Consider the following 14,097-nt stretch of genomic DNA (forward strand, 5'->3'; position numbering starts at 1 on the left):
ACGCCGTGGCCGTCAGGATCGCGCGATCACATCACCGCCGCCGCGTGATCGTCTGCGTATTGGTATATTCCACCAGGCCTTCCAGCCCGCCTTCCACGCCCAGGCCGGACTGCTTCATGCCGCCGAATGCGGCGAACGGCGTCAGATGCTGTACCTCGTTGACCCAGACGGTGCCGCTCGCGATCCGTTCGGCGACCGCATATGCGGCGTCCTCGTCCGCGCCCCAGACCGAGGCGCCTAGACCATATTCGCTGGCATTGGCGCGGGCGATTACGTCGTCGACATCGTCGAAGCGGATCAGGGGCAGCACCGGGCCGAACTGCTCCTCCTGCACGATGCGGCTGTCTTCGGGCGGATTGTCGATGATCGTCACCGGGATGAAATACCCCGGCGTGTCCGAAGCTTCGCCGCCGATCAGGAACGTGTAGCCCTTGTCCTTCGCATCCGCGATCAGGCTCAGCACGCGCTCATATTGCAGACGGTTGTTGATCGGGCCGATCTGCGTGCCCTGTTCCGACCCATCGCCCACCTTCACCGTCTTGGCATAGGCGACCAGCGCCGCCTTCAGCGGTTCGTACACGGCCTCATGCACGTACATCCGCTTCGTCGCGATGCAGATCTGGCCGTTGTTGGTGAAGGCCGCCCAGAACAGCTTTTCCGCGATCGCCGCGACATCGGCATCGGGCATCACGATCGCCGGATCGTTGCCGCCCAGTTCCAGCGTCACGCGCTTCAGCGTCGCCGACGCGCTCTGCATGACTCGGCGCCCGGTCGCGGTCGATCCGGTGAAGCTCACCTTGTCGATACCGGGATGCTCGGTCAGCCACGGTCCCAGCCGATCGCCGCCGGTCACGACGTTGAGCACACCCGCGGGCAGGATCGTGGCGGCCAGCTCGCCGAATTTCAGCGTGGTCAGCGGCGTGAACGGCGACGGTTTCAGCACCATCGTGTTGCCCGCGAGCAGCGCCGGCCCGACCTTGAACATCGCGAGGATCATCGGGAAATTCCACGGAGCGATGGCGCCCACCACGCCGATCGGCACGTGCCGCGTCTCGCTGTAGCGTTCGGCGGTATCCTCGTTGACCGTCACCGGCAGGTCGAGCGTCGCCGCGCCCTTCAGCCACATGCCCGCGCCGCCGACCTCGCCTTGGGCATCGGCGTGGGGCTTGCCCTGCTCAAGCGTCAGCAGGCGCTTGAACGCGTCGAGATTGGCGAGGATCGCATCGCCCAGCGCGTCGATCAGCCGGCGGCGTTCCGCGATCGGCGTCGCCGCCCAGCCGGGGAAGGCATCGCGCGCCGCCTTGACCGCCGCATCCAGATCCTCGCGCGATGCCTCCGGGGCCTGTGCGATCACCGCTTCGGTGGCCGGATTGACGACGTCGAACGTGGCTGAGCCGGGCACCGACCGGCCGCCGATGGTCATGGTGTAGGGACCGTCGAAATCCATCTCGCTCTCCTGTGCGGCGGCTCCGCGGCAAGCGGGCAACACCTTGTGTCATCGACGTAGCAGATCGCCGCAGCCGTGCAGCCGTGCGCGCAAGAAATGTGAAAAAGCGAAACAAGGCCATGCAAAGCACCGGACGAAGGCCTGCGCTACACAACAGCATGGAAGAGGCCACCCAAGAGCCTCCCATCACAAGGAGAGGACCATGATGTCCAGGTTCGCCACGGCCCTGCTCGCCGGCGCCGCATTGACATATCCTGCGATGGCGCAGGCCCAGACGCAGCCTCAATCCACGAACGGCACGGATGCGGCCGCGACGCCGCCGGCCGCCCCCGCTGCGGATGATCAGCAGCCGCCCGCCGCCACCCCGGACCAGGGCGGCGACATCGTCGTCACCGCGCAGCGCCGCGAACAATCCGTCCTCGCCGTGCCGATCGCAATATCGGCAATCGGCGGCAACACGCTGACGACGAAGGGCATCACCAATTCGGCGAACCTCGCCGCCGCGGTGCCCAACCTGCAGGTCAGCAGCCCTTATGGCTCGACCCAGCCCAATTTCTCGCTGCGCGGGATCAGTGTTGCCAACGAGTATAACTCGAATCAGGCCTCGCCGATCGGCGTGTATGTCGACGATGTGTACCTTGCCAGCCGCACCGCGCACGGCATGGGCCTGTTCGATCTCGAACGCGTCGAGGTGCTGCGCGGCCCGCAGGGCACGCTGTTCGGCCGCAACACCACCGGCGGCGCGATCAACTTCATCACCAAGGGGCCGACGCTCAGCGGCAACGAAGGCTATGTCGAAGGCGGCTACGGCAACTTCAACACCTATACCGCGCAGGCAGCGATCGAGACGACGATGGTCGAAGACGAGCTCGGCCTGCGCATCGCCGGCAATTATGCGAAGGGCGATGGCCAGATCCAGAACGTCTTCCCGGGCGGCCGCGACGGCAATTCGCAGGACACGCTGCAAGGCCGCGCGACCCTGCGCATCCGCCCCGGCGCCGGCCCGCTCGATATCAAGCTGAAGGTCTATGGCGGGCGCGACCGCGGCGCGCAGGCGGCGATCCACGGCCTGCTGCCCTATCGCACGGGCCTCGGCTTCTTCCAGACCAATGAAAACCGCATGGGGCTGAACCGCACCGAAGCCTATGGCGCATCGGCAACGATCGCCTACGAATTCTCGCCCAAGCTGACCTTCACCTCGATCACCTCGCGCGATGGCGGCAAGCAGAACCTGCAACAGGCGGCGGACGGCTCGCCGCTCGACGTGCTCGACATCAACTGGCGCTCGTCCTTCCAGCAGTTCAGCGAGGAAGCGCGCGTCAACTACAGCGCCGACAAGCTGAAGCTGGTCGCCGGCGGCTTCTACGGTTGGGATCAGGTCACCACCGACAATACGTTCAACATCGGTCAGGCGCTCGGGCCGAACGTCAACGGCGGCTTCTTCCAGCATTACCGCCAGGTGCGGCGCAGCTACGCCGTCTTCGCCCAGGGCGATTACGACCTCACCAGCCGCCTCGTCCTGACGCTGGGCGCGCGCTACACCTGGGATCGCAGCCAGTATCGCGACGGCTATGCCTATCTGTTCGCCGGCAATATCGGCGGCACCCAGACGCCGTTGGCGACGACGGTGCCCTGCCCCGGCGTGCCCGGCACCTGCGCCTACAATCCGGCGGCGCGCTTTGCGCTCGACGGCCGGAACAACGCGCTGACCGGCCGCGTCTCGCTCAGCTACACGTTCGACGGCGGCACCCTGGTCTATGCCAGCTACAACCGTGGCTATCGCTCGGGCGCGTTCAACGGCGGCGGCTACACCTCGTCGGCGGGCATCAACTATATCGCGCCCGAACGCGTCAATGCCTATGAGGTCGGGCTGAAGGGCCGCTATTTCGACAATGCGCTGACGCTGACCGCCGCCGCCTTCTACTATGATTATGCCAACCAGCAGGTGCAGGACACGCGGCCTGGTCCGGTGTCGTTCCTGGTCAATGCGCCCAAGGCGGAAGTCTATGGCGCGGAGGGCGAGGCGCGGCTGCGCGTGTCGCCTGCGATCGTGCTGACCGCTGCGGCGGGCTACCTCCATTCGACGTACAAGCAGCTGACGCTCCAGAACACGGTGCTCAACGGCAACGACCTGCCGTTCGCACCGCGCTTCACCGCACAGGGTGGCGTCGACCTGACCGTGTTCAAGAACGGCACCAACGGCCTCACCGTGTCGCCCAGCGTCGCCTATTTCTCGCGCCAGTATTTCTCGCCGTTCAACGCGATCAATGCGGTCGGCACCGGGCAGCGCAACAGCGAATTGCAACAGGGCGGCTATGCCAAGGTCAATCTGACCGCCGCACTGACCACGGGTCGCTTCACGATCAAGGCGTTCGCCAACAACCTCTTCAACGCGCGCGTCTATGCTTATGGCCTCGATCTGCGCGGGGCGGGTTTCCCCTACAACTTCCTCGTTCCCGCAACGCCGCGCACCTACGGCGGCTCGATCCGGGTGGCGTTCTGATGGCGACGCTGCTCGCCGCCGACCTGAAGGACCCCGGCCTGTACGAAGCCGGGGTGCCATGGGACCTGTTCGCGCACCTGCGGCGCGAAGACCCGGTGCATTGGACCCCCGAAAGCGACGGTGCCGGCTTCTGGTCGGTCATGCGCCACGCCGATATCGTCGAGGTGTCGCGCCAGCCGCAGCTGTTCTCGTCGGCCTATGAGAATGGCGGCCATCGCATCTTCAACGAAAACGAGGTCGGGCTGACCGGCGCCGGCGAGTCGGCGATCGGCATCCCCTTCATCTCGCGCGATCCGCCGATCCACACCCGCTACCGCAAGTTCGTCATGCCGGCGCTGTCCCCCGCCCGGCTCGGCGATATCGAGACGCGCATCCGGACGCGGGTCGCACAGCTGGTCGCGGACATCCCGCTCGGCGAGACGATCAATCTGGTCCCGGCCCTCGCCGCACCGCTGCCGCTGATGACGCTGGCCGAGCTGCTCGGCGTGTCGATCGACCTGTGGCCCAAGCTGTACGACTGGACCAACGCCTTCGTCGGCGAGGACGATCCGGAATTTCGCCAGAGCCCGGAAGCGATGGGTGCGACGTTGGGCGAATTCTTCGCCTTCGGCCAGGAACTGTTCGAGGCGCGCCGCGCCGAACCGACCGGCGACATCGCCTCGCTGCTCGCCAATGCCGAGATCGACGGCGTGCCGGTGCCGTTCCGCGATTTCATCGGCAATCTGATCCTGGTGCTGGTCGGCGGCAACGAAACCACGCGCAACTCGCTCAGCCACAGCGTCGCCGCCTTTTCGGCCAACCCGGACCAGTGGGATGCGATCCGCGCCGACCGCGATGTGCTGAAGACCGCCGCGCCGGAGATGGTCCGCTATGCCAGCCCCGTCATGCACATGCGCCGGACCGCGATGGAGGACACCATCGTCGGCGGTCAGGCCATCGCGAAGGGCGACAAGGTCGTGCTGTGGTACATCTCCGCCAATCGCGACGAGAGCGCCTTCCCCGACGCCGATCGCTTCGACGTTCGTCGCAAGGGCGCGCAGCATGTCGGCTTCGGGGCCGGCCAGCACGTCTGCGTCGGATCGCGCCTCGCCGAAATGCAGCTGCGCATCGCGTTCGACACGCTCGCCGATCGTGTTACATCGTTCGACGTGCAAGCGCCGCCGCGTCGGTTCCGGTCGAACTTCATCAACGGCCTGAAGAACCTCGACGTCGTTCTGCGGGCTGCGTGATGGAGAGGGACGCGACGGGCATGCCCAGCAACGAAACGATCATCGCCAAAACCCTGGGCCGCGCGCCCGATCGCAGCGTCAACATCGGCGCTTGGCAATTCGCGCGCTGGCGGCAGTTCATCGGCAGCTATGAATTGCCGGCGCTGGTCGATCCCGTCTTCGTCGTCCATGTCGGCGGCAAGCCCGACACCCGCCTGTGGGAAGTGGATCAGTGGAGCAAGTCGCGCTCGATCCCCGGCTGCGCGACGATCGTCCCCGCAGGGGTCAGCACGGGCTGGCGGATCGACGGCGAACTCGACGTCGTCACCGTCTCGGTGCCGGTCGACGAGTTGCAACGGCAGAGCGCCGTCGATCAGTTTCGCGCGATGCGCTTCGCCTTCGCCGACCCGCTCGGCATCGCGCTGACGCGGCAGATCCTGGGCGAATTATACGCCGCGCAGACCGAGGAACGCGCGAATTACATCGATACGCTGCTCGGCGCGCTGCGCGCGCACACGCTGCGCGGCACCACGCCGGTTGCCGACGCCGCCTTCCCCAGCACCGATTTCTCCGCCTATCGCATCCACCAGATCATGAACGACATTCTCGCCCATCCCGAAGGCGACCATACGCTGGAGGCGCTGGCGCAGCGCGCGGGCCTGACGCCGTCGCATTTCTGCCGCGTGTTCAAGAAATCGACCGGCACGACGCCGCATCAATATGTGATGAAAGCGCGTCTCGATCGCGCACAGGAATTGCTCGGCGCGTCCGACATGTCGATCGCCGCCATCGCTGACCGGCTGGGCTTCACCAGCCAGAGTCATTTCACCCGAGCCTTCCGCCAATATGCCGGCCAGACGCCCAGCGGCTGGCGCCATACCATCCAGTAGGGACACTCATGCAGACCATCGCCGCGGTTGCCCGCACACCCAGGGGCGCATTCTCGATCGAGGAGGTTACGGTCGAAGCACCGCGCGCCGGCGAGGTCCGCGTCAAGATCGCCGGGGTCGGCCTGTGCCACACCGATCTCGTCTTCCGCGACCAGTTCGCCCCCTACCCGCTGCCGGCCGTGCTTGGCCATGAGGGTGCAGGCGTGATCGAAGAGGTCGGCGAGGGAGTCGAGGGGCTGGCGGTCGGCGACCGTGTCGTCCTCGGCTTTTCCAGCTGCGGCCATTGCGCGCGCTGCCAGGAGCATCTGCCCAGCTATTGCCGCGATTTTCCGCCGCTGAACTATGCCGGCATGCGGCTGGAGGATGGGTCGACGGCCTATTCCGCCAATGGCGAGTCGATCGCCTCGCACTTCTTCGGCCAGTCGAGCTTTGCCGCCCAGGCGATCGTCCGCGCGGGCAATGTCGTGAAGGTCGAGGACGCGGACGCACCGCTCGAAATCCTTGGGCCCCTTGGCTGCGGGTTCCAGACCGGCGCCGGCGGGGTGATGCGCTCGATGGCCTGTCCGGCGGGCAGCTCGATCGCGATCGTCGGCGGCGGCCCCGTCGGTCTCGCTGCGGTGATGGGCGCGAAAATCCAGGGCTGCACGACGATCGCGCTGGTCGAACCCGTCGCGGCACGCCGCCAGATCGCACTGGACCTCGGCGCTACACACGTCATCGATCCCCATGCCGGTCCCGTCACCGAAGCGTTGCGCGCCATCATCGCCGATGGCTTCGACTTCGCCTTCGACACCAGCGGCCGGGTCGGGGCGATCGAGGCGGCGCTCGGCGCGCTCGCCTCCCGCGGCATGATCGGACTGGTCGGCGTTCCCCCGAAGGCGGAGGACGCCGTCGCGATCAACATCGCGGCGATGATCACCTTCGGGCAGCGCGTCGTCGGGATCATGGAGGGCGACAGCGATCCGCAGACCTTCATTCCGCAGCTGATCGCGGCCCATCGCGACGGCCGCTTCCCGTTCGACCGGCTGGTCCAGACCTTCCCGCTTGCCCAGATCAACGACGCCATCGCGGCGCAGGCGCGTGGCGAGTGCATCAAGGTCGTGCTCATCCCCTGACCCGGCCATTCGAAGCGGCGATCGTCGGCGGCAGCCATGCCGTCGATGCCGGGCGCCGGGCGGTGCAGAGCGCCGACGGCGCGTTGTCGGCGACGCCACACCGATGGCCCGACGGAGTCGAAAACGCTAACGACCGCCCGACGCTGCGCAGTTAGCGGCAATAGTGTTCGCGCAGCACGCGCTTCAGCAACTTGCCCGTCGGCTCGCGCGGCAGCTCGGCCTGGAACACCACGCGCTTCGGCGTCTTCACCCCGCCCAGCTCGCGCCGGGCAAAGCCGCGCAGCTCCTCCGCCAGCGCATCGTCCGCCCGCACGGTCGCGGCCGGCTGCACGATCGCGAGCACGCTCTCCCCCATCTCGTCGCATGGCACGCCGATCACCGCGACGTCGGCAACCGCCGGGTGCGTCACCAGCAGATTCTCGATTTCCTGCGGATAGACGTTCACCCCGCCCGAAATGATCATGAAGCTCTTGCGATCGGACAGGAACAGATAGCCGTCCGCATCGACATGCCCGATGTCGCCCAGCGTCGCCCAGCCTGCAGCATTGTGCGCCTCCGCCGTCTTCACTGGATCGTTGAGATATTCGAACCGCGGTCCGTCGCCAAAGAAGACGTTGCCCGTTTCCCCCGGCGGCAGCTCAACGCCCGCATCGTCGACGATATGGATATTCCCCAGCACGGCACGCCCGACCGACCCCGGCTTGCGCAGCCATTCCTCGCTCGACAAGGCGGTGATCCCGCAGCTTTCGGTGCCCGAATAATATTCGTGAACGATCGGCCCCAGCCATTCGATCATCGCGCGCTTGACCGGCACGGGGCACGGCGCCGCCGCATGCACCACGGCGCGCAACGACGATAAGTCATAGCGGCGGCGCACCGCCTCGGGCAGCTTTAGCATGCGCACGAAATGCGTCGGCACGAACGTCGCCTGCGTCACCCGATACCGCTCGATCAGGCGCAGCGCCTCCTCGGCATCGAACCGCTCCATGACGATCACGGTCCCGCCCAGCTGCTGCACCGCCATCGCCCAGCGCAGCGGCGCGGCGTGATAGAGTGGTGACGTCGACAGATAGATGCTGTCCGCACCCATGCCGTACAGGCCGCTGCCCATCCGCGTCAGCGGCGTGTCCGCGCCGATCGGCCCGATCGGCAGCGCGCCCTTCACCCCCTTCGGTCGACCAGTGGTTCCGGAGGAATAGAGCAGGTCGGTCCCTGCGCTTTCGTCCGGGATCGGGGTGGTCGGCCGCGCCGCCACCGCCGCGGACCAGTCCGCGAGCCCGTCGCACGCGCCCGTCCAGCAATAGGCCGGCACATCCGGCGCCTCTGCCAGAGCCGCCCGTGCCAGCTCGGCATAAGCGGGCGAGACGACCAGCAGCTTCGCCCCGCAATCGCGCAGGATATAGGCGATGTCGCGCGCGCTCAGCTTGTTCGAGATCGCGGTCTGGTACAGCCCGGACCGCTGCGCCGCCCAGCCGAACACGAACACCTCGGGGGCATTGGCGAACACGGTCGCGACGACATCGCCGCGGGTCAGGCCCAACGCCCGCAACTGCCACGCGCTGGCATTGGACTGCGCATCCAGCGCGGCGAAGCTGATCTGCTCGCCCGACGTCGCCAACACGATCGCGGCCTTCTGCGGATGACGGACGGCATGATCTGCCGGATGCATCGCACCTCTCCCTTATCGTTATGACCGGGTCGAACCACAGCGCAGCCTCGCCCGGCAATCGCAGCGCAAGAAATGTGAAAAGCGGCGCGAGTGCCGGGCAAAGCCCAAACGCCTCGCGTCCGCTATCCCGGCAGGCACGGCGACCCGACAACCGGGCGCTACGGGAGAGGCAGACGTGATCCTGACCGACGACCAGATCGCCATCCGCGACATGGTACGTGCCTTCGCGCAAGAGCGTCTTCGCCCGGCAAGCGCCGGTTTCGAAGCGGCGGGCGGCTATCCGCCCGACCTGTTCCGGCAGCTTGGCGACCTTGGCCTGATGGGCATGACCGCGCCTGCCGACGTCGGCGGGGCCGGCACCGATTACGTCTCGTACGCGCTCGCCCTGATCGAGCTCGCTGCAGCTGACGGCGCGCTGTCGACGATCGTGTCGATCCAGAATTCGATCATGGTTTCGGGCCTGCTCAAGGACGGCAGCGCGGCACAACAGGCACGCTGGCTGCCGCGACTGGTATCCGGCGACGCGATCGGCGCCTTCGCCTTGACCGAGAGCGATGCGGGATCGGATGCCGCGGCGATCCGCACCACCGCAACGCGCATCGATGGCGGATGGCGGCTGAACGGGGCCAAGCAATTCATCACGTCGGGCAGGATCGCCGGGGTTGCGATGGTGATCGCGGTCACCGATCCTACGGCGGGGCGCAAGGGGATGTCCGCCTTCCTCGTCCCCACCGACACGCCCGGCTATGTCGTCGACAAGGTCGAACACAAGCTCGGCCAGGCCGCCTCCGACACGTGCGCGCTGCGCTTCGTCGACTGCGACGTGCCCGCCGATGCGCTACTGGGCGAAGAGGGCCGCGGCTATGCCATAGCGCTCGCCAATCTGGAGGCGGGACGCATCGGCATCGCCGCCCAGTCTGTCGGCATGGCGCAGGCCGCGCTCGACATCGCGGTCGCTTATGCGCGGGACCGTCGCAGCTTCGGCAAGTCGATCATCGAGCATCAGGCGGTCGGTTTCCGCCTCGCCGACCTCGCCACACAATTGGAGGCGGCGCGACAGCTCGTACTGCACGCCGCCGCGCTGAAGGACGCGGGCGAGCCGGCGCTGACCGCCGCATCGATGGCGAAGCTGTTCGCGTCGGAGGCGGCCGAACGGATCGTATCCGGCGCGATCCAGACGCTCGGCGGCTATGGCTATCTCGAGGAATTCGGCCTCGCCCGCATCTATCGCGACGTCCGCGTCTGCCAGATCTACGAAGGCACGTCGGACATTCAGCGCATGGTGATCGCCCGCGCGCTGTGACGGCGCCCTCCCACACCCACCAATTCGGAGAGACGACAGGATGAACATCGATGGCATTGCGGCGATCGTGACGGGCGGGGCCTCCGGCCTCGGCGGCGGCACCGCCAAACGGCTTGCGGCTCAGGGCGCCAAGGTCACGATCTTCGATCTCAACGCCGATCTCGGCACGGCGCTGGCGCAGGAGATCGGCGGGCATTTCGTGCGCGTCGATGTCACCGACGAACAGGCGGTCGCCGGCGCTATCGCGGAAGCGGAGGGCGTCAACGGCAAGGCGCGCATCCTGGTGAATTGCGCCGGCATCGGCCCGCCTGCGAAGGTGATCGACCGCGACGGCAACCCGCTGCCGCTCGCGTCCTTCTCGAAAATCGTGACGATCAATCTGATCGGCACATTCAACGTTCTGTCGAAATTCGCCGCGGCACTTCACACCGCGGCGCCGATCGGCGAGGAGCGCGGCGTCGTCATCAACACCGCCTCCGTCGCCGCCTATGACGGTCAGATCGGGCAGGCTGCCTATGCCGCATCCAAGGGCGGTGTGGTCGGCATGACGCTGCCGATCGCGCGGGAACTGGCCCGCTATGGCATCCGCGTGATGACGATCGCGCCCGGCATCTTCTGGACGCCGCTGCTCGCGACGCTGCCGCAGGAGGCGCAGGACAGCCTGGGTGCGCAGGTGCCCTTCCCCAGCCGCCTCGGCCAACCCGACGAATATGCGCAGCTGGTCGAATCGATCGTGACCAACCCGATGCTCAACGGCGAAACGATCCGCCTCGACGGCGCGATCCGGATGGCGCCGCGATGACCGCGCCCACCGAGCGGGCGCGTACGATCGGCGCGGCGGTGGAGGCCTTTGTCCGCGATGTCGTTGCGCCCTACGAAAGCGACCCGCGCCGCGACGCGCACGGACCCACCGACGCATTGGTCGACGAATTGCGCGGCAAGGCGCGCGCGGCGGGCGTGCTCACCCCACACATCCTGCCCGATGGCACGCATCTGACGCAGCGCGAGACCGCCTATGTCCTGCGCCAGTCCGGCCTGTCCCCGCTCGGCCCGATCGCGGTCAACACCGCCGCGCCGGACGAGGGCAACATGTACCTGCTCGGCAAGGTCGGCAGCGACGATCAGAAGCGCCGTTTCCTCGATCCGCTGGTGCGCGGCGACGCGCGCTCGGCGTTCTTCATGACCGAACCCGCGGCCGACGGCGGCGCCGGCTCGGATCCATCGATGATGCAGACCACGGCGACGCTCGACGGCAATCACTGGGTCGTCAACGGTCGCAAGGCATTCATCACCGGTGCCGAGGGCGCGAAGGTCGGGATCGTCATGGCGAAGTCGGACGCCACCGACGGGACCGGGGGCGCCTGCATGTTTCTGGTCGATCTGCCCGACCCGGCGATCACCATCGAACGCGTGCTGGATACGATCGACAGCTCGATGCCCGGGGGCCATGCCGTGGTGCGCATCGACAATCTGCGCATCCCGGCCGACCAGATGCTGGGGCACAGCGGCGAAGGGTTCAAATATGCCCAGATCCGCCTCGCCCCTGCCCGGCTGTCGCACTGCATGCGCTGGCTGGGCGCATGCGTCCGCGCGCATGAGATCGCGACCGACTACGCCAATCGCCGCCATGCCTTCGGCAAGGTGCTGATCGATCACGAAGGCGTCGGCTTCATGCTCGCCGAAAACCTCATCGACCTGAAACAGGCCGAATTGATGATCGACTGGTGCGCCGACGCGCTGGACGGCGGTGCCAACGGCGGTCCGGAAAGCTCGATGACCAAGGTCGCCGTGTCCGAAGCGCTGATGCGCGTCGCCGACCGCTGCGTGCAGGTGATGGGCGGCACCGGCGTCACCGGCGATACGATCGTCGAACAGGTGTTCCGCGAAATCCGTGCGTTCCGCATCTATGACGGCCCGACCGAAGTCCACAAATGGAGCCTCGCCAAGAAGATCAAGCGCGACTGGAAGGCGGCGCAGGCATGACGCACCGCTATATCCGGCTCCCGGGCGCGGGGCGACTGACGATCGCCCGCCCCGAAGCGAACACTGCGTTAAACGCCGAAGAGCATGACGCCGTCGCCGCCAAGCGCGCGTCCGTCTGGACGGCGTTATGACCGAAGCACTCAGCCAGACCGCCAACGCGGGAACCACCGCCGTACGGGACGCGCACCGCTTCGACGAAGCCGCGCTCGCCCGCTGGATGGCCGACCATGTCGATGGCTTTTCCGGGCCGCTGACCGTGGACCAGTTCAAGGGCGGGCAGTCCAACCCCACCTATCGCCTGACCACGCCCGGTGCCGCTTATGTGCTGCGCCGCAAACCGCCAGGACCGCTGTTGAAGGGCGCGCATGATGTGTTGCGCGAGGCGCGCGTGCTCACCGCGCTGGCGAACACCGACGTGCCGGTCGCGCCGGTCCACGGCATCTGCGCCGACGACGGCGTCATCGGCACGCCGTTCTTCGTGATGGGGCTGGTCGAGGGGCGGATCGTCTGGGACGCGACCTTCCCCGATGTGCCGCAGCAAGAGCGTGCCGCCTATTTCGACGCGATGAATGCGACGCTCGCGGCCCTGCACGGCGTCGATTACGCCGCCGTCGGCCTCGGTGATTACGGGCGGCCCGGCAATTACTTCGCGCGGCAGATCGCCCGCTGGTCGAAACAATATCAGGACGATGCCGACGCCGGCCGCGATGCGGACATGGACGCCTTGGTTGCATGGCTGCCGGACAACATCCCCGCGGACGACGAGACGCGGATCGTCCACGGCGATTTCCGCTGCGACAACATGATCTTTCACCCCACCGAACCGCGCATCCTCGCGGTGCTCGACTGGGAACTCTCCACACTCGGCCATCCGCTCGCCGATTTCGCCTATCATGCGATGATGTACCGGATGCCGCCCGACATCGTCGCCGGGCTGGCCGGCGCGGACATCGCCGCGCTCGGTATCCCCAGCGAGCGGGATTATATCACCGCCTACTGCGCGCGCACGGGCCGCACCGCCATTCCCGATTACGATTTTTACGTCGCCTTCAACGTCTTCCGCCTCGCTGCGATCTTCCACGGCATCAAGGGCCGGGTGATCCGCGGCACCGCCGCCTCTGCCCACGCCCGCGAGCGCGCCGCGGCCTTCCCCCGCCTCGCCCGTCTGGCCCGCGAGGCCATGGAGAGCTGCCGATGAGCACCGTCCTGCTGCGCCGCGACGGCCGCATCGCCCATCTGACGCTGAACCGGCCCGACGCCGGCAATGCGATCGACCCGACGCTGGCCGCGGACCTCGCGAGTGCCGCGACCGACGTCGCCGCAGATCCTGCCGTCCGCTGCGTCCTGCTCACCGGCGCCGGCCGGCTGTTCTGCGCGGGCGGCGATGTCGGCGGCATGGCAGCGGCGGGCGAGGATGCGCCGCGCTTCCTGCGCGACCTGGCCGATACGCTGCACGGCGCGGTCGTGACGATGGCGACGATGGCCAAGCCGCTGGTCGTCGCGGTCAACGGCCCCGCCGCCGGCGCCGGCCTCAGCCTCGCCTTGTTGGGGGATGTCGTGATCGCGTCGCGCTCGGCGCATTTCACCGCAGCCTATACCGGCATCGGCCTCAGCCCCGACGGCGGGATGAGCTGGCTGCTGCCCCGCCTCATCGGCCTGCGCCGCGCCCAGGCGATGATCCTGACAAACGCGCGCATCGGTGCAGACGAGGCGGAGCGCATCGGCCTTGTCACCCGCACCGTCGACGACGCCGATCTGGCGGACGAGGCGCTCCGCACCGCGCAGGCGCTGTTCGCCGCCCCGACCGCCGCGATCGGGGCCGCGCGACACCTGCTGCTCGAGGGCGCGACCGCCACGTTGCGCGATCACCTCGAGGCAGAGGCCGCGACCATCGCCACCGCCGGCGCGCATCCCGAATCCCGCGAAGGCGTCGCCGCCTTCCTCGCCCGCCGCAAGCCCATTTTCCCAGGAGCCTGATC

The 14,097-nt window shown here is 67.5% G+C and carries 12 protein-coding genes; 10 read left to right on the plus strand and 2 right to left on the minus strand.

Features of this window, described 5'->3' with window-relative positions; genetic code table 11:
• Positions 1-31 precede the first annotated feature (31 nt).
• The gene (locus ACP7A3_RS16440) at positions 32-1,447 is read right to left on the minus strand and encodes an aldehyde dehydrogenase family protein (RefSeq protein WP_426256648.1); all 1,416 of its coding nucleotides are present in this window, start codon (positions 1,445-1,447) and stop codon (positions 32-34) included.
• 202 nt (positions 1,448-1,649) lie between these two features.
• Between ACP7A3_RS16440 and ACP7A3_RS16445 the strand changes: the two genes are divergently transcribed.
• Genes ACP7A3_RS16445 through ACP7A3_RS16460 form a run of 4 tightly spaced genes read left to right on the plus strand, consistent with a single transcriptional unit; the run spans position 1,650 to position 7,163 of the window.
• Positions 1,650-3,950 (plus strand): TonB-dependent receptor, encoded by a 2,301-nt coding sequence (locus ACP7A3_RS16445; protein ID WP_426256649.1) that lies wholly within the window; start codon positions 1,650-1,652, stop codon positions 3,948-3,950.
• Positions 3,950-5,179 (plus strand): cytochrome P450, encoded by a 1,230-nt coding sequence (locus tag ACP7A3_RS16450; RefSeq protein ID WP_147034913.1) that lies wholly within the window; start codon positions 3,950-3,952, stop codon positions 5,177-5,179. Before ACP7A3_RS16445 ends, ACP7A3_RS16450 begins: the two co-directional genes overlap by 1 nt.
• A 20-nt stretch (positions 5,180-5,199) precedes the next feature.
• Positions 5,200-6,048 (plus strand): helix-turn-helix domain-containing protein, encoded by an 849-nt coding sequence (locus tag ACP7A3_RS16455; protein ID WP_426256650.1) that lies wholly within the window; start codon positions 5,200-5,202, stop codon positions 6,046-6,048.
• Between the two features lie 8 nt (positions 6,049-6,056).
• Positions 6,057-7,163, plus strand: a complete 1,107-nt coding sequence (locus tag ACP7A3_RS16460) for an NAD(P)-dependent alcohol dehydrogenase (RefSeq protein WP_426256651.1) — start codon at positions 6,057-6,059, stop codon at positions 7,161-7,163.
• 151 nt (positions 7,164-7,314) lie between these two features.
• On the opposite strand, the gene ACP7A3_RS16465 is transcribed toward ACP7A3_RS16460, so the two are convergent.
• Positions 7,315-8,832, minus strand: coding sequence for an acyl-CoA synthetase (locus tag ACP7A3_RS16465; protein ID WP_426256652.1), 1,518 nt, complete (start codon positions 8,830-8,832; stop codon positions 7,315-7,317).
• Positions 8,833-9,010: 178 nt separating this feature from the next.
• On the opposite strand from ACP7A3_RS16465, the gene ACP7A3_RS16470 reads away from it, so the two are divergent.
• The 6 genes from ACP7A3_RS16470 to ACP7A3_RS16495 are packed head-to-tail and all read left to right on the plus strand — an operon-like array spanning position 9,011 to position 14,095.
• Positions 9,011-10,135, plus strand: coding sequence for an acyl-CoA dehydrogenase family protein (locus ACP7A3_RS16470; RefSeq protein WP_426256679.1), 1,125 nt, complete (start codon positions 9,011-9,013; stop codon positions 10,133-10,135).
• A 40-nt stretch (positions 10,136-10,175) separates the two neighbouring features.
• Entirely contained in the window at positions 10,176-10,937 is a 762-nt protein-coding gene (locus tag ACP7A3_RS16475; RefSeq protein WP_426256653.1) for an SDR family NAD(P)-dependent oxidoreductase, read from the plus strand.
• Positions 10,934-12,118 (plus strand): acyl-CoA dehydrogenase family protein, encoded by a 1,185-nt coding sequence (locus ACP7A3_RS16480; RefSeq protein WP_426256654.1) that lies wholly within the window; start codon positions 10,934-10,936, stop codon positions 12,116-12,118. The genes ACP7A3_RS16475 and ACP7A3_RS16480 overlap by 4 nt, the downstream gene beginning before the upstream one ends.
• Entirely contained in the window at positions 12,115-12,249 is a 135-nt protein-coding gene (locus ACP7A3_RS16485) for a hypothetical protein (RefSeq protein WP_426256655.1), read from the plus strand. Before ACP7A3_RS16480 ends, ACP7A3_RS16485 begins: the two co-directional genes overlap by 4 nt.
• On the plus strand, positions 12,246-13,316 hold the full coding sequence (locus ACP7A3_RS16490; protein ID WP_426256656.1) for a phosphotransferase: 1,071 nt from the start codon (positions 12,246-12,248) through the stop codon (positions 13,314-13,316). Before ACP7A3_RS16485 ends, ACP7A3_RS16490 begins: the two co-directional genes overlap by 4 nt.
• Positions 13,313-14,095, plus strand: a complete 783-nt coding sequence (locus ACP7A3_RS16495; protein ID WP_426256657.1) for an enoyl-CoA hydratase/isomerase family protein — start codon at positions 13,313-13,315, stop codon at positions 14,093-14,095. Before ACP7A3_RS16490 ends, ACP7A3_RS16495 begins: the two co-directional genes overlap by 4 nt.
• Positions 14,096-14,097: the final 2 nt, after the last annotated feature.

It is taken from the genome of Sphingomonas sp. DC5200-1 (assembly GCF_049897245.1).
Taxonomy (GTDB): Bacteria; Pseudomonadota; Alphaproteobacteria; order Sphingomonadales; family Sphingomonadaceae; genus Sphingomonas; species Sphingomonas aquatilis.